Annotated in this window: 18 protein-coding genes and 1 pseudogene; 18 read left to right on the top strand and 1 reads right to left on the bottom strand. The window is 42.9% G+C overall.

What is annotated here, in order from left to right; genetic code table 11:
• The first annotated feature begins 5 nt into the window (after nucleotides 1-5).
• The gene (gene hypF / locus Q8P28_04760) at nucleotides 6-2,372 is read left to right on the top strand and encodes a carbamoyltransferase HypF (GenBank protein MDP2682107.1); all 2,367 of its coding nucleotides are present in this window, start codon (nucleotides 6-8) and stop codon (nucleotides 2,370-2,372) included.
• A gap of 27 nt (nucleotides 2,373-2,399) precedes the next feature.
• On the opposite strand, the gene Q8P28_04755 is transcribed toward hypF, so the two are convergent.
• The gene (locus tag Q8P28_04755; protein MDP2682106.1) at nucleotides 2,400-2,654 is read right to left on the bottom strand and encodes a SemiSWEET transporter; all 255 of its coding nucleotides are present in this window, start codon (nucleotides 2,652-2,654) and stop codon (nucleotides 2,400-2,402) included.
• Nucleotides 2,655-2,800: 146 nt separating this feature from the next.
• On the opposite strand from Q8P28_04755, the gene surE reads away from it, so the two are divergent.
• From surE to Q8P28_04670, 17 genes and pseudogenes are all read left to right on the top strand, one after another.
• The gene (surE, locus tag Q8P28_04750; GenBank protein MDP2682105.1) at nucleotides 2,801-3,532 is read left to right on the top strand and encodes a 5'/3'-nucleotidase SurE; all 732 of its coding nucleotides are present in this window, start codon (nucleotides 2,801-2,803) and stop codon (nucleotides 3,530-3,532) included.
• Between the two features lie 3 nt (nucleotides 3,533-3,535).
• Entirely contained in the window at nucleotides 3,536-4,222 is a 687-nt protein-coding gene (locus tag Q8P28_04745; protein ID MDP2682104.1) for a protein-L-isoaspartate(D-aspartate) O-methyltransferase, read from the top strand.
• Nucleotides 4,195-4,809: a YqaA family protein gene (locus Q8P28_04740; protein ID MDP2682103.1), complete on the top strand. Its 615-nt coding sequence runs from the start codon at nucleotides 4,195-4,197 to the stop codon at nucleotides 4,807-4,809. The genes Q8P28_04745 and Q8P28_04740 overlap by 28 nt, the downstream gene beginning before the upstream one ends.
• 50 nt (nucleotides 4,810-4,859) lie before the next feature.
• Nucleotides 4,860-5,582, top strand: coding sequence for a M23 family metallopeptidase (locus Q8P28_04735; protein ID MDP2682102.1), 723 nt, complete (start codon nucleotides 4,860-4,862; stop codon nucleotides 5,580-5,582).
• 156 nt (nucleotides 5,583-5,738) lie between these two features.
• Nucleotides 5,739-6,257 (top strand): adenine phosphoribosyltransferase, encoded by a 519-nt coding sequence (locus tag Q8P28_04730; protein ID MDP2682101.1) that lies wholly within the window; start codon nucleotides 5,739-5,741, stop codon nucleotides 6,255-6,257.
• 25 nt (nucleotides 6,258-6,282) lie between these two features.
• Nucleotides 6,283-7,719: an ATP-binding protein gene (locus Q8P28_04725; GenBank protein ID MDP2682100.1), complete on the top strand. Its 1,437-nt coding sequence runs from the start codon at nucleotides 6,283-6,285 to the stop codon at nucleotides 7,717-7,719.
• Between the two features lie 60 nt (nucleotides 7,720-7,779).
• The gene (locus tag Q8P28_04720) at nucleotides 7,780-8,808 is read left to right on the top strand and encodes an ATP-dependent 6-phosphofructokinase (protein MDP2682099.1); all 1,029 of its coding nucleotides are present in this window, start codon (nucleotides 7,780-7,782) and stop codon (nucleotides 8,806-8,808) included.
• A 33-nt stretch (nucleotides 8,809-8,841) separates the two neighbouring features.
• Nucleotides 8,842-9,216 carry a cytochrome c gene (locus Q8P28_04715; GenBank protein MDP2682098.1) on the top strand — a complete coding sequence of 125 codons (375 nt, stop codon included), beginning with the start codon at nucleotides 8,842-8,844 and terminating at the stop codon, nucleotides 9,214-9,216.
• Nucleotides 9,217-9,247: 31 nt separating this feature from the next.
• Nucleotides 9,248-9,502 carry a hypothetical protein gene (locus Q8P28_04710; protein ID MDP2682097.1) on the top strand — a complete coding sequence of 85 codons (255 nt, stop codon included), beginning with the start codon at nucleotides 9,248-9,250 and terminating at the stop codon, nucleotides 9,500-9,502.
• A 19-nt stretch (nucleotides 9,503-9,521) separates the two neighbouring features.
• The gene (locus Q8P28_04705) at nucleotides 9,522-9,977 is read left to right on the top strand and encodes a hypothetical protein (GenBank protein ID MDP2682096.1); all 456 of its coding nucleotides are present in this window, start codon (nucleotides 9,522-9,524) and stop codon (nucleotides 9,975-9,977) included.
• A gap of 92 nt (nucleotides 9,978-10,069) precedes the next feature.
• Nucleotides 10,070-10,336, top strand: a complete 267-nt coding sequence (locus Q8P28_04700; GenBank protein ID MDP2682095.1) for a type II toxin-antitoxin system Phd/YefM family antitoxin — start codon at nucleotides 10,070-10,072, stop codon at nucleotides 10,334-10,336.
• Complete coding sequence (locus Q8P28_04695) at nucleotides 10,333-10,617, top strand: plasmid stabilization protein (GenBank protein ID MDP2682094.1); 285 nt, start codon at nucleotides 10,333-10,335, stop codon at nucleotides 10,615-10,617. Before Q8P28_04700 ends, Q8P28_04695 begins: the two co-directional genes overlap by 4 nt.
• 187 nt (nucleotides 10,618-10,804) lie before the next feature.
• The gene (locus Q8P28_04690; protein MDP2682093.1) at nucleotides 10,805-13,741 is read left to right on the top strand and encodes a hypothetical protein; all 2,937 of its coding nucleotides are present in this window, start codon (nucleotides 10,805-10,807) and stop codon (nucleotides 13,739-13,741) included.
• 280 nt (nucleotides 13,742-14,021) lie between these two features.
• A complete protein-coding gene (locus Q8P28_04685) occupies nucleotides 14,022-14,243 on the top strand; it encodes a hypothetical protein (protein MDP2682092.1) in 222 nt (73 codons plus the stop codon).
• Nucleotides 14,240-14,641, top strand: coding sequence for a putative toxin-antitoxin system toxin component, PIN family (locus Q8P28_04680; protein MDP2682091.1), 402 nt, complete (start codon nucleotides 14,240-14,242; stop codon nucleotides 14,639-14,641). The genes Q8P28_04685 and Q8P28_04680 overlap by 4 nt, the downstream gene beginning before the upstream one ends.
• 4 nt (nucleotides 14,642-14,645) lie before the next feature.
• Nucleotides 14,646-14,765 (top strand): annotated as a pseudogene (locus Q8P28_04675) (type I restriction-modification system subunit M N-terminal domain-containing protein).
• Between the two features lie 217 nt (nucleotides 14,766-14,982).
• On the top strand, nucleotides 14,983-16,035 hold the full coding sequence (locus Q8P28_04670) for a PQQ-dependent sugar dehydrogenase (GenBank protein MDP2682090.1): 1,053 nt from the start codon (nucleotides 14,983-14,985) through the stop codon (nucleotides 16,033-16,035).
• Nucleotides 16,036-16,215 lie beyond the last annotated feature (180 nt).

The raw sequence follows: 16,215 nt of genomic DNA, 5'->3' as shown, positions 1-16,215 counted from the left end.
ACAATATGGCATTGCCAATTTCGTCTGCCCCCGATAGTTTCAATCGGGGGCAGACTTTAAGCCGCATAAGAATTTTTTTAAACGGCATAGTGCAGGGGGTCGGATTCCGTCCGTTTATCTATAGATGCGCAAAGGAAAGAGGGTTTGCCGGTTTTGTAGAGAATATATCAGACGGGGTTATTATAGAGGTTCAGGGAAACGGACATGATTTGCAGGATTTTGTGAATTATATATTTGCCGGTCACCCATCATCAGCCCGCATATCAGATATCAGGATAAAAGAGGTATCTCTTGCAGGAGATGCTGATTTTGTAATTAAAGAAAGCAGGAGGTCTCACGGCAAAGGGCCTTTATTTCCGCCTGATTTTTCTGTATGCGAGGACTGTCTTAAAGAACTCTTTGATCCATCCAACAGGCGGTACAGATACCCGTTCATTAACTGCACGGGCTGCGGCCCGAGGTTTACCATAATCAAAGGGCTTCCCTATGACCGCCCCCTTACGTCAATGGCCTCATTTAAAATGTGCCCCGAATGTTTAATGGAATACACCGACCCTTTTGACCGCCGCTTTCATGCAGAGCCGAATGCCTGTCCTCTTTGCGGGCCTCATGTATGCTGGGCTCTGCCGGATGGAAGGATTGCTGCAAAAGATAGCGATGCAATCAAACTATGCGAAGAGGCAATAAAAAGCGGCCGCATAGCAGCGGTTAAGGGCATAGGGGGCTTTCATCTTATGGCAGACGCCTCAGATGATAATGCGGTCAGTCTTTTGAGAAACAGGAAGGCCAGATATGAGAAACCGTTTGCCGTGCTCTTTCCGGCAGACAAAGACGACATGCTTTCGTATGTGAAGAAAGAGGCCTTTTTAAGTGGAGATGAAGAAATGGCAATGATTAACAGGGAAAGGCCGATAGTTGTCCTGAGAAGAAGAGATGACTCACGGCTGTCAGGATATATTTCACCGGGGCTTGATACAGTTGGCGCCTTTCTGCCGTATTCTCCTTTGCACTATATATTGCTAAAAGATTTAAAGACTGCCATTGTTGCAACGAGCGCAAATTTCAGCGACAGCCCTATTATAAAAGACAATAAAGAGGCTATGGAGAGACTTAAAGAAACAGCAGACGGTTTTCTTCTCCACAATAGGGATATTGTCAGAAGATGCGATGACTCTGTTATCCGTGTCATTGCCGGGAAGCCGGTATTTATCAGACGCTCAAGGGGCTATACGCCGCAGGTATTCAAACTCCCGTATAAGCTAAATGAACCTATTTTGGCGGTAGGAGGAAATCAGAAGGTTACGATAGCGCTTGGCTGGGAAGATAAGGCGGTGATGAGTCAGCATCTCGGCGATTTAACAACAGAGGAGGGCAAAGAGGCATTTGAAAACGCAATTGATGATTTGACCGGTTTTTATAATATAAAACCTGCAAGGATTGTCTCAGACATGCATCCTGATTACATTTCTACAAAATGGGCGTTTTCACAAAATGGCGTAAAACATATTCAGGTTCAGCATCATCATGCGCACATTGCAGCATGTATGCTGGATAACCACCTGACTGATAATGTCCTGGGTGTTTCATGGGATGGCTCAGGATACGGAACTGACAGCACAATATGGGGCGGGGAGTTTTTGATTGCAGATTATAAAGGATTTGAAAGATTCTGCACATTCCGTAAATTAAGGCTTTTAGGCGGGGAGCAGGCTGTAAAAGAACCGGAGAGGGCGCTCTTTTCTATCCTTTATGAGATATATGGAGAGGATATTTTAAAACAGGGATCAGAAAAAATTGTAAATTGCAAATTACAAATTGCAAATTTAAAAGACATTTTTACAGAAGCGGAACTGGCTATATTTCTGCAAATGCTGAAAAAAGGTTTTAATTCACCATTTACTACCTCATCCGGCAGGATTTTTGATGCAATTGCCTCTTTGCTTGGTATATGCCATAAGGCAACTTATGAAGGGCAGGGCGCAATGATGTTGGAAGCTAAGGCAGACGGTAGGACAGGTTCAGCATATCCAATAGAGGTTAAAAGCCATGGCAATATGAATATTTTTAATTGGGAGCCTATGTTCAAGTCTATGGCTGAAGATGTGTGGAAAAATGTTAACATGACGACGATTTCACAAAATTTTCATGAAACCCTTGCGCAGTTGATTTTGCATGTGGCAAAGATGGCAAGGCAGGAAAAGGGCTTAAATACCGTATGTCTGTCCGGCGGGGTTTTCCAGAATAAGGTTTTAACAGAACGGGCAGTTTGTCTTCTGAAAGATATGGGTTTTAATGTCTTTACACACAACAGACTGTCGCCTAATGACGGCGGGATAAGCCTGGGGCAGTTGATTATTGGAGGTCTGCAATGACACAGTAAAAACTTTTTTTAAGGCCCGTTATTTATACCTGACCTTAAAAAATATTATTATTGCAGTAAAAATAAACGATACGCAGTTGGCTAAAATTACAGGCAAATCCTGAATCATAAATCCGTAAATAGTCCATAGAATTATACCGATACCCAGGATTAAAAACATTGATAAAGATATGTCCCTTGTTTCTTTCATTTTCCATGTTTTAACGACCTGCGGAACAAAGGATAATGTTGTCAAGGTGGCTGCCAATAAACCGATTAAGGTGGTAATCTTCATGGGGCTGTTCCTCCAATTCTTTTCCTCTACGCAAATAAACATAGCAACTTTAAGGCATAGTTGCAATGATATTTATAATTTTTCGGATTGACAATCCGTTAAACTTTAAGCTATCTTGCCAATTGAAGGTGATTTGTTTGAAAAAGATAATCCTTATTTCGAATGATGACGGTATTCATTCTGAAGGCATAAAGGCCATTGCAAGGACGCTTAAAAGGGTAGGCGATGTCATTGTTGTTGCGCCTGACAGGGAGCAGAGCGCGGTAAGCCATTCTTTAACGCTTCACAGGCCTCTGCGTGTTGAGAGGCATAGTCCAAATGCATACGCTGTTGACGGAACGCCAACGGACTGCATAAACATTGCAGTAAACGGCATACTTAAAAAAAGGCCTGACCTTGTGGTATCAGGCATAAATAAGGGCGGCAATCTCGGTGATGATGTTACATATTCAGGCACTGTCTCCGCTGCCATGGAAGGGACCCTCCTCGGAATTCCATCCTTTGCCATATCCCTTGTATCAAGAGATAATTTTGATTTTAAGAGCGCCGCTGGATTTGCGGCAAGGCTTGCCAGATTTATATTAAGAAACAAGCTTCCAAAGGATACCCTTTTGAATGTCAATGTGCCTGAAGGGAGCGATATCAAAGGCCACAGGATAACAAGGCAGGGGAAGAGGGTTTACGGCGACGCCGTTATAGAAAAGATTGATCCGAGGGGCAAGAAATATTACTGGATAGGCGGAGATATTCTGAGGTGCGAAGGCGGCAAGGATAGTGATTTTGCGGCTATTGATAGTAAATTTATATCAGTTACTCCGGTTCATCTGGATTTGACCAATTATGCATCGCTTGAGGAGCTTAAGAATTGGAAACTATAATTTATGCCGCCGTTAAAAATAAAAGAGAAAGATGATTATCTGAGGAGCCGCCAGAGAATGGTTGAGACCCAGCTCATCCCGAGGGGTATAAAGGATAAGAGGGTTATTGAGGCAATGCTGACCATACCGAGGCATCTGTTTGTTCCTGAAGAGGCTCTGTGGAGCCAGGCATACAGCGACTATCCGCTTCCTATCGGTGAAAGGCAGACAATATCCCAGCCATATATTGTTGCCTTTATGACAGAGGCCCTTGAACTGAAAGGAACTGAAAAGGTTCTTGAGATAGGGACAGGCTCAGGTTATCAGACCGCTATTCTTTCGATGCTGACAGAAAAGGTTTATTCCATAGAGAGGATATCAAGCCTCGCAGCCGGAGCAAGAAAGGTGCTTGATTCTCTTGGATGCTCCAATGTGGTGATAAATATCGGGGACGGAACCCTTGGCTGGTCTGAAGAGGCGCCGTTTGACGCGATACTTACTACAGCGGCTGCTCCGGATATACCGAAGTGTTATGTTGAACAGCTTAATATAGGCGGAAGATTGGTTATTCCAGTGGGGGATGAATACTCTCAAACCCTTGTAAAGATAATGAAAACCAAGAAAGGAATAACAAGACAGGAAATGGGCGGATGCAGATTTGTAAAACTTGTCGGGAGGTATGGATGGAAGGCAGAAGACAGCACATTTTAAAAAGGTTGTATGACTGGGTTTTGCACTGGGCGCACACGCCCTACGGCACATGGGCGCTTTTTATTCTGGCATTTACAGAATCCTCGTTTTTCCCTATTCCGCCGGATGTGCTCCTTATCGCGCTTGCCATATCAATACCCGCCAAATCATTCAGATACGCCTTTATATGCTCTTTAGGCTCTATTATCGGCGGCCTTTTTGGGTATCTCATAGGCTGGCAAATGATGGACATTATCGGATTTCCTATAATCAAGTTCTATGGCGTGACTTCTCAGTATGAGATTATAAGGCGCTCGTATGAGGAGCATAATGCCATGATTGTATTTATTGCCGCATTTACGCCGATACCGTATAAATTAATTACAATCACAGCAGGCGCATTTAAGCTGAATATCTTTACATTTACTATCGCATCAATTGTTGGAAGGTCTCTTAGGTTTTATATTGTTGCATGGCTGATACATAGATTTGGTCAACGTATAAAGGAATTTATTGAAAAATATTTTAATGTCCTGTCTTTAATCTTTATTTGGCTTTTAATATTAGGTTTTATTGCGGCAAAAAAGTGGACAGGTTCGGTTCATTAAAACAGACACAATACACGAGACTAAAGACTTTAGTCCTGAGTCTTTGGTCTGTGGCCTGTCTTGTTTTGCTTGGCTGCGCTATTTCATACGGAGTTTATCACAAAATAGAAAAGGGCCAGACTTTGTGGAGGATAGCAAAGACTTATAATGTTGATATTCAGGATGTGGCTGAATTTAATGACATTACCGATATAACGCAGATAAAAGAAGGACAGAAACTATTTATACCGGGCGCATGGCAGGTTTTAAAGGTTGAACCATATCAGTTGCAAGACTCAAGCTTGTCCCCGCAAGTTTTAAGCAGGGAACCGAAGACTCAAGATATACGCAAATCTACAAACAACCAATCTCCCTCCCGAGAAGAATCAAAAGAAGGACCGGAAGGCAAGATAGTTGTGGAAAAATGGAGATTTTCATGGCCTGTAAAGGGTGAGATGATTTCTTTATTTGGCGTAAGGAATGGAAAAAAGCATGATGGAATAGATATAGCCGCTCCGACAGGCAGTTCTGTATTAGCCGCTGCTGACGGCGAGGTTATATACAGCGACGACGGCGTAAGAGGCTACGGCAATATGGTGATGTTAAAGCACAAAGACGGCTTCATCACGATTTATGCACATAATAGGGAAAACCTTGTAAAGGGCGGGGAGATGGTGGAGAAGGGGAGTGTTATCGCCAGATTGGGGAATACCGGCAATTCATCCGGTCCGCATCTGCACTTTGAAGTAAGAAAGGACAAGAAGCCAAGAAACCCTCTTTTTTTCTTGCCTTAAAATAGTTTATAGTATAAACTCAAACATAACTCAAAAGTCAAAACTATAGCCTTATAACTCAAAACTTTTAAATCAGTTTTAAGGTTTTGAGTTTTAATTTTGAGATTTGACATTTGAGTTTTGAGTTGTTGTTTGAGTTTCATAGGAGGGATGATTATGGTAGAAGCGTTAAAAAAGATTATAAGAGATGTCCCTGATTTCCCTAAGAAGGGGATACTCTTTAAAGACATAACAACGCTCTTAAAAGACCCTGTTTCATTCCAGACAACAGTGGACTTGATGAGCCACCGCTATGTCGGGAAGCACATTGACCTGATTGTAGGTATTGAGGCAAGGGGGTTTATTGTGGGGGCGGCGCTGGCATACAAGCTTGGCGCAGGGGTTATACTCGTGAGAAAGCCCGGCAAGCTGCCGCACAAAACCCATAAGGCATCTTATAAATTAGAATATGGCGAAGACAGTCTTGAGATACATCAGGATGCCGTAAGCCCCGGCCAAAAGGTGCTTATAGCAGACGATGTACTGGCAACAGGCGGAACGATGTCGGCAGTTATACATCTTATAGAAAAAATGGGCGGCCAGATTGTAGGATGCGCATTCCTTTCTGAGATTGAGGCGCTCAACGGCAGAAGCAAACTCAAAGACTATCCGGTATTTTCTCTGATAAAGTTTTGAAAACAACCTCTAATCCTTACTTATTATGACCCTTCCCATCCGGGCTAAACTGACAATCTGGTATACAACGCTTCTTGCTGCCAGCCTCATCACATTCGGCTCTATCCTGTATGTTGCGCTCTCAAGAAACATTATAAGCTCAATTGATGCGCGGTTATTCTCCATGGCCGATATGGTTTCCAGGGCAGTATTCAGGCCCGGCACCGTAAATCTGCCTCAAAACTTTGATATCTTTCTTGAGCATTTCTTTGGAATAAAGACATCAGGCAATTTTATTCAACTGATGGATGAATATGGCAAGATAGTATTTACATCTTCAACCCTCGGGAAAAACCATCTTCCTTTGTCAGCCCAGACGTATCATCATTCTATTGCCGGCAATGCCACATATGAGACCATAAAAAACATAGGCCAGTATCCGGTCAGGATTGTTACATTTCCTTTAATGGAAAATGGCCAGCTAATAAGCATATTGCAGGTCGGCGCGCCGCTGCAGGAATCTACTGCGGCGCTAAACGCTTTGTTTTATATCCTGATATTTGGAATCCCTCTTGCTGTAATATTGGCAAGCGGTGTGGGCTGGTTCCTTGCAAAAAAAGCGCTTAGCCCTGTGGATATGGTTACAGTCCTTGCCAGAAAGATAGAGGCAGGGAGCTTAAACGAGAGATTAGATGTCTCCGGCCCTAAAGATGAACTCGGGAGATTGGCAAAGACATTTAATGACATGATTGCAAGGCTTGAACTTTCTTTTAAACAGATGAAGCAATTTACAGCAGATGCGTCTCATGAACTGAAAACCCCTTTGACTGTTCTGAAAGGCGAGATGGAGATTGCGCTTAAAACTGAAAAAACAGTAGAAGGCTTCAAGGAGGTTATTAAGAGCAGCCTTGAAGAGATAGATAAGATGAGCGCCCTTGTAAAGAGCCTCCTTAATCTTGCAAAACTTGACAGCAGGGTTAGACTGCCTAATGATAATATAAAGCTGGATGGGATTGTTGAAGAGAGGTTTAATCAAACCCTGCCTCTGGCAAAAGACAAAGGCATTGATATGGTTATGGCTAAGAAAGAAGGTGTTGTTATAATGGGGGACAAGATTGGGATAGGCCAGCTTCTGTTCAATCTGATATATAATGCCATTAAATATACGCCAAAGGACGGCAGGATAGAGATTTCGCTGGAACAGTCGGATAATTGGGCTATAATTAAAGTAATTGACACAGGCATGGGCATTGCAGAGGAAGACCTTCCTCATATATTTGACCGCTTTTACAGAGTGGATAAGGCAAGGACAACAGGCGCGGGCGGCGTGGGTCTCGGCTTAAGCATCTGCAAAGAGATTGCAGAGGCGCACGGCGGTAAAATAGAGGTGGAAAGCGAGGCCGGAAAAGGGAGCGTGTTTAAGGTGTATCTGCCTGTTAAAGACAGGACAGCAGAGATATTGGATGAGATGGCAAAACAGTGAACGTAGCTCATAGCTCATAGTAGTTGCTATCAGCTATCAGCTAAAAACGGAGGTGAGATTATGAAAATAGGAATTCTTACAGGCGGCGGCGACTGCCCCGGACTTAATGCTGTAATAAGGGCAGTTGTAAAAAAGGCTGTCAATTACGGTTATGAAGTTATCGGCATCAAGGACGGATGGAAAGGGCTGGTGGAGATTGACACCGTGCCGCTGGATACCAAAGCAGCATCGGGCATACTTCCCAGGGGTGGGACGATCCTCGGCACATCCAGGACAAACCCCTTCAAGTCTCCTGAAATGGCAGAGAAGGTTGTAAATAATATAAAGAAGCTTGGACTGGATGCGCTTATAGCCGTTGGCGGCGATGATACGCTTGGTGTTGCCGCAAAATTATACAAGCAAGGAATAAAAACAATAGGCGTGCCAAAGACCATAGACAACGACCTTTCAGGCACGGATTTTACTTTCGGCTTTGACACGGCAATAAGCATCGTAACAGAGGCGCTTGACAGGCTACACACAACAACAGAGGCGCATCACAGGGCAATGGTTGTTGAAGTGATGGGGAGACACGCAGGATGGATTGCCGTATATGGCGGTCTTGCAGGCGGCGCGGATATGATACTTATCCCTGAAAAGCCATTTGAGGTTAAGGATGTTGCTGATATTGTCAGAAAAAGGGCAAGGCAGGGAAGGGGATTTAGTATAATTGTTGTGGCAGAAGGCGCGGTGCCAAAGGGGATTGAAGGCTATATTACAAAGGACGCAAAAAAAGACGCCTTCGGCCATGCTATGCTTGGCGGCATCGGCGAATTCCTTGCAAAGGAGATTGAAAAGGCAACAGGCGTGGAGAGCCGGCATGTTGTCCTGGGTCATTTGCAGAGAGGCGGAGGCCCGACAGCCCACGACAGGATTTTGGCAACAAGATACGGCGTCAGGGCAGTGGAGTGTATAAATGAAGGCAATTTTGGCACGATGGTTGCGCTTCAGGGAAATAAGATCGTCGCCATCCCGCTTGAAGAAGGCGTTAAGCAGACAAAAACAGTTGATATGGATATATACAAAGTGGCAGAGGTGTTTTTTGGGTGAGATTATGATTACATTATAAGGAGGAATAAATTTATGGCGATAAAAAATATCTTTTTTGCGGCAATATGCGGATTTTTGTTGAGCATAACTCTTCATCTTGCGCTTGTTTTGGCGCAGGCAAAGCTTCCCAAGGAGTTGACAGGCGGGGAAACCTTGTTCAACAAAAACTGTGCTTTATGCCACGGTCAGGCTGGAATAGGCGCTAATAATGGGCCGCCGTTGGTGCACAAAATTTATGAACCAAATCATCATGCAGATGAGGCATTCTATCGTGCGGTTCAGAATGGCGTAATAGCGCACCATTGGACATTTGGAAATATGCCGCCTCTTCCCAATATAAGCCGGGATAAGTTAGAGCAGATTATTCAGTATATCCGTTGGCTCCAGAAGCAGGCGGGAATATTCTAAATAAGATTCAAAATATCAGAGAGGAGGCGGGATGGTAGAGGCAGGAGGTTTTTCCATTATTGCATTTCTGTCGCTGATACTGCTTGGTAATATTCCGATTGGTTTCTACCGAAAAAGATTTACAAGATTTTCAAGGCCATGGGCGAGGTGCATATACATACCCATACTTGCAAACATTATACTGCGAAGGCTCTTTGGTTTCAGCTATGCCATTATCCCTGTAAGCGTTATTGCCCTTCTTGCAGGCCAACTCATAGGCGCAAGGATTGGAAAGGAATGGAAATAAAAAATTAGAGCAGGTGGTTATGAGATCAGCGATTATTCTTCTTAGCCTTCTTATTTTCTCAGGCTGTGCAAAGGGTGTGCCAGATGAAGATATATTAAAAGGCATAGTAAAAGATATTGCAGAGGCAGGCCAGAAAAAGGATATAGACGGAGTAAGAAAACATATCTCCAAATCATACAGAGATCAAGAAGGGAATGATTATGATAGTGTCAGGAGGCTACTCCTTTACCATTTCATTAGGGCAGAGACTGTTTCTATCTTTGTGAGAAGCGTAGACGCAGAGGTAAAGGGCGGCACAGCCCTTGTAAAGGCCAATGTGATTCTTGTCAGGGGCAAGGAAGTAAAAAGCATTAAAGATATAATCCCTGAATCTGCTGCAGGCTACAGATTTGAATTGATATTCAAAAAGGAAAACAAAGACTGGAAGGTCGTAAGCGGCACATGGCAGAATGTGGGGGTGGCGGGGTTACTATGAATTTAGATTTGCGATTTAAAGATTTTAGATTGACTAAAAAGGAATTTTGAGATAAATTAAGCGCTAAAATAGATACTTAAAGGAGTATCAAAATGAATACCTTGGCTGCACAGGAAATTAAGAGAAAGGGGATTTCGGCCGTAGATGAAGTTTTGAAAGAGGGGCCTGTCCACATTATCAAAAACAATCAGCCTCAGTATGTTGTCCTCTCAGAAGAACGGTATCAGGAACTGGTCGAGGCTGAGGATGAGGCGTATAATGCCCGCATCCGGGCATCGCTTGAAGATTTAAAGGCAGGAAGGGTAACTAAATTTAAAAATGCCAAAGAGTTGATAAAGGCGCTTGAACTGGAAAAATAGTGTTCAGCTTAACAACCACCAACTATTTTTTGCGCTGTGCAAAGAAGTTTTTTAAAAAGCACCCTGATTTGAAACGGGCTTTTGAGGAACTCGTTGAAGATTTGCGGCGTGATCCATTTCAGCCGCATCTTGAATTCCATTACCTCGGTGGAAAACTTGAGGGCGTACAGGCAGTGAGTCTAACCCATAGCTACCGTGTTACGCTGACAATTATCGTTAAAGAAAAAGAAATTATCCTTTTTGATATAGGGAGTCACGATGAAGTGTATAGAAAAAAATAATAAGGACGGACGCAATGAGTAGAGAACACGATGGGACTGTCCCCGGTGAACACAGAGGAAATAGAAGGAACAATGAACATTAATCTTAAACGTGCTGAACGCCTGCGGCAGGCGATTTTGAAAAGGGCGTTTTCGGGAAGCCTTGTTCATCAGGCCAATAAAAGCAACTCTAAGGGAGGGGTTCATTATGCCAAGTAAATACCCGAAAGGATCAGAGTGGAGACGATGGGATTTACACATTCATACACCAGAATCTGTTCTACATAATAAGTTTGAAGGATGGGAGACATACATCAAAGCTCTTGAGTTAGCTGATGCAAGTATATGTGCAATAGGAATTACTGATTATGCCTCAATAGATGGCTATAAAAATATTTACAAAGAGAAAAATGTTAACAACCGTCTTCAAAATTTTCATTTGATTTTGCCTAATATTGAGTTCAGGATATCACCTTTTACTAAGGAAGGCGCTGCTATAAATATTCATATATTGGTTGATGTTTCCGATTCCAATCATATTGATAATATTGAAGATGCACTTAGCCGCTTTACTTTCACATTTAATGAGCAAAAATACCCTTGCAACCAAATCGGCCTAACAAATCTTGGAAAAATTTACAAACAAGATTTACTAATTACAGATGAAGTAGCCTACAGAGAAGGAATTTGTCAATTTAAGCCGAGTTTCGATAGTTTCAAGGACTGGTTTAAGAATGAGGCGTGGCTCAAGAAGAATTCAATAATAGCAGTTTCTAATAGTAGTAATGATGGAGCATCTGGTTTGTCACACGATGATGGTTATAAAGCTGTAAGACTTGAAATTTACCGTTTTAGTCACATAGTGTTATCAAGTAATCCGAATGATCGCATATATTTTCTAGGACAAGGAGTAGACACAGAAGAAGAATTAGAAAGAAAAATTAATGGTAGAAAGCCATGTGTGCATGGTTCTGACGCTCATAAAGAGGATAAGCTTTTTAAACCAGATTTAGATCGTTATTGCTGGATAAAAGCTGATCCTACTTTTGAAGGTCTTCGCCAGATACTTTATGAACCTGAAGCAAGAGTTCATATTGGCAAAACAATTCCTGATACGCGTGATGAAAATCGTATTATAAAGTCTCTCCATTTTAAAAATTCTAATGGATGGTTTGCAGATATTAAATTCCCAATTAATCCCGCATTAGTGAGTGTAATCGGTGGTAAAGGATCAGGCAAAACAGCATTGCTTGACTTAACAGCCTTTGCAACTGGATCGTGGAAGGAGAATAAGGCATCTTTTCTTTACAAAGCGCATAAGGAACTCATAGGAACTGAGGTTACTGTGGAGTGGTTGGGTGGTTCACCAGATAATAAAAAAATAGGAAAGCCTCTTTTGCCGGGTAAAGAAAATAAAGTCCGATACCTTTCACAACAATTTGTTGAACAATTATGTTCAGAAGATCGTGTGGGTCTGGAGCTTGTAAATGAAATTGAGAATGTAATATTTGAATATTTAGATGATACAGATAAACTTGGCGAAACCAGCTTCGCAGATCTGAGAGCTACGAAAACAGAACGAATTGGAGAACAGAGGATAAGGCTTAGAGCTGCGATCACCAAACTTAATGAGGAAATACTACATCTGAATCAAGAACAGAGGTCATTGCCTTCAAAAGAGAAAAGAATTGATGAATTGAAGAATGAAAAAGAGGGTCTTAAGAAGCAGATACCTTCATTTGATAACGAGGAAGAGCAGAAAATAGAAGAAGAATTAATAAAGCTGAGAGATTTAAGGAAAATAATTGTTGAGAAGATAAGTGAAAGTAAGCAACTCGTTGAGCTGATTGTGAAAATTAGAGACAGGGTAGAAAGTTTCAAGGAAGATATAAATGAATTTTACGAGCAATTAAAGAGTGATTTGGCACATATAGGAATAGAAGGCGATACAATTGGTAATTTTGAACCTTTATTTAAAGGTGACGTAATAACCCCATTGAATCAAAGAAATGACCAACTGGAACGAGAAATTAAAGAAATCTCAGGGCTTGATACAGATGCATACCCGGAAAAAACAACTCATAAATCTATAGACAAGCGTATTGCTGAATTAGAAGCCAAATCAACAGTTGATCAGGCAAAGAAGCAAAAAAGCATTGAAATTCAGAAGAGGATTCAAGCTATTGATACAGAGATTGATAAACTAAATAAAACAATAGAAGATATCAAATCAAGTAAATCAGAACAGCTAAAAAATAAATCTGTAGACCGATGGGGAAAGTATTTAAGCTATTTCGACAATCTTAAAGAGGAGCAGAAAACACTTGAAGACCTCTATAGATCGCTAAGTCATACTTTGGAAGCTGGTAATAAAGAAGAGAGAAGCTTAGAGTTTTATATTAAATGGGAAGCTCGTACAACTGATTGGGCTAATAAGGGGGAATCGCTACTTGACCATAGAACAAAAGGTCCGTATAGAGCATCTGGTGATCTGGCGACTAAGGCAAAAGAAATAATAGAGCAATATTGGATAACAAGAGATAAGGAGAATATTGAAAAAGCTCTTCTGGAGTTAAGAGAAACATTAGATGATAAAAATGGAGAATATACTTTACAATCTCAATTATTATCTGAAATATCTGAGGCCCAATTTGATGACTGGCTGTATAGCACAGATCATATAAGTCTTAATTACGGAATTAAGTACGATGGGATAGAGTTAGAAAACTTATCGCCTGGAGTAAAAGGAATCGTATTATTGATCCTGTATTTAGAGATGGACAAGAATGACAGACGACCGCTGTTGATAGATCAACCAGAAGAGAATCTTGACAACCAATCTGTCTACAAAGTTTTAACTGGATATTTTCAGAAGGCTAAGACCAGAAGACAGATTATTCTTATAACACACAATCCAAACCTTGTAGTGAACACTGATTCAGAACAAGTAATAGTTGCTTCATTTGAAAAGACGCCTCCCTCTGGAGAAACAAAGATAACATATTCATTGGGAGCGATTGAAGATACGAGGAAGGACCCAACAGGGAAAGATTTGGGTACAAGGGAGAAAGTTTGCGAAATATTAGAAGGAGGAGAAGCTGCTTTTCATATGCGCGAAAAGAAATATGCATTTAGCAGAGCATAATAATTCATTCTGATTTTTCAAAGAATTATTATGAGTCTGTCAATCCTTCAAAACTCTGAAATTAAAATGAATGCAATATGAAAAAATCTAAACGATACGATACTTCACAGAAAGGTTAAAAATATGAGCCCCTGCACAAATCGTTCAAAAACTCCTGTCTGCGTGCGGACACGCACAGGCAGGCTGGAATTACTGCAATGTCCTCCGCGATGGCGATTATATTGAATAGCATTGTTATTATGAGCAGATGTAGTAAAATAAAGCATGAAGGAGGCTTGATATGAATGTAGTTAAGAAGCTATTGGAAGTAGACGAGAAAAAGAGCATACACTTGACAGCGCTTCCCTTTAAGGCAGGCAGCAAGGTGGAAGTGATTGTTCTCCCTGCGGAAGAAAAGGACATCTTTGATTCCATGGACGCGGTTGTGAAAAAGAAAAAACTTGCTCTGATGACAATGAAAGAGATTGAAAAAATCGTTCATGAGGTCAGAGGAGTGAAGTGATCCGTAATATTGTTGTTGATACAAATGTCCTTATATCAGCTTATCTGTGGAAGGGAACCCCGCGGCAGGCATTGAAGCTGATACAAACCAGTTACAACCTCCTCTTTTCCCTGCAGACTCTGGATGAACTCGTACGGGTACTGTCCGTCAAATTCTCTCTTGAGATTTCGGAGATATATGGGATTATTGCAGATATACAGAAATTTGGGAAACAGGTCAATATTATATCCAATGAATATGTTGTCATTGAAGACCCTTCAGACAATGTCTTTATCAATCTTGCTATTGACGGCAAGGCTGATATTATTGTGAGCGGAGACTCCCACCTGCTTCGCCTAAAAAAATACAAAGGTATAGAGATACTTACGATAACCGAATTCCTTAATCGTTTCTCATAAAGATATGGCTAACGGGTCTGCACAAATTGTTCAAAAACTCTGGAATTACTGCAATGTCCTCCGCGACGACGGCATGAGCTATGGGGATTATGTTGAACAGCTTACATATCTCCTTTTCCTCAAGACTGTGTGGCGATGGTGTGAAAGTCGCGTGGTAGCCCACCACGCGGGAGCGTGGATTGAAAAAATCTGATAAATAATTATAGCATGTTGTTTTAAAAGCATAAAATATAGGGGGTTACACAGATATGAAAGCACATGTGATGATGAAGGGGATAGCATGTGTCTCCACATGGCTTGCGGTTATATCGCAGTTTGCTGCGGCCGCCGATTCCAGGCCAATGAGTTCGGAAAAACATGCTTTCAACTTGGTGACGCTGGTCGAAGGGCTTTCGCATCCCTGGTCGATGGCGTTTTTGCCAGACGGGCGCATGCTGGTTACTGAGCGCGAGGGGCGGCTGCGCATCATATCTAAGGATTTCAAACTTGATCCCAGACCCGTCGAGGGCGTGCCGAGCGTGGTCGCGGTGGGACAGGGTGGCTTGTTCGATGTTGTGCTGCACCCGAAATACGCAGATAACGGCTGGATATACCTATCGTACAGCGGCGCAGGCGCAGGCGGTTATGGCACTGAGCTTATGCGCGCTAAATTGGACGGCCACCGGCTTACGCAGTCGCAGGTACTGTTCCGCATGGAGCCCAAGACTTCTTCGGATCATCATTTCGGCGGACGTATCGTGTTCGACCGACAGGGTTATGTCTATCTCACGCTTGGTGACCGCGGGGAAATGGAGCGTGCGCAGAGACTGGACGATCATGCTGGTTCGGTGATCCGGCTGCACGACGATGGGCGCGTGCCAACGGACAATCCATTCGTGAAACGCACTGGCACCAAACCTGAAAAATTCACGCTCGGCAACCGCAACATGCAGGGTGCGGCGCTGCATCCGATAACCGGCGAGCTGTGGACGCACGAGCACGGGCCACAGGGCGGCGATGAGATCAATGTAATGCGCGCCGGGCGCAATTACGGCTGGCCGGTGATTACTTACGGCGTCAACTACGGACTGGGCACCAAAATCGGCGAGGGTACGCACAAGCCCGGAATGGAGCAGCCGCTCTACAAATGGGTGCCGTCGATTGCGCCATCGGGCATGGCGTTCTACGAGGGCGATAAATTTACCGCATGGCGCGGCAATCTTCTCGTTGGCGCGCTGCGCGGCGAGATGCTGGTGCGCCTGGAACTCGACGGCGAAAAGGTGGTGAAGGAAGAGCGGCTCGTGCGCACGGCCATCGGCCGTATCCGCGACGTGCGAGTGGGCCCCGACGGCTATATCTATTTACTCACCGACGAATCGAACGGCATGCTGGCGCGGCTTGAGCCGGAGAAGTAAATCTGTTCTATTTTACGAACAGCAGTTGCGGTTCTATTGTGGGTAATGTCAATTATTATGTGTCAGTAAGAAAGGGGTATTAGTTCCCTCCTTTTTGTTTTCATAGGTAAATACAGCATACAGTATTCTTTCCATACTCGTTCTGTCGCTGAACACACCCATAGGTCTTGTCCTTCTCCT

The sequence above is a fragment of the Deltaproteobacteria bacterium genome, from assembly GCA_030690165.1.
In the GTDB taxonomy this organism is placed as follows: Bacteria; Desulfobacterota; GWC2-55-46; order UBA9637; family UBA9637; genus JACRNJ01.
Note: the sequence above shows the minus strand (reverse complement) of the source record. Positions and strands in the feature narration are given on the sequence as shown.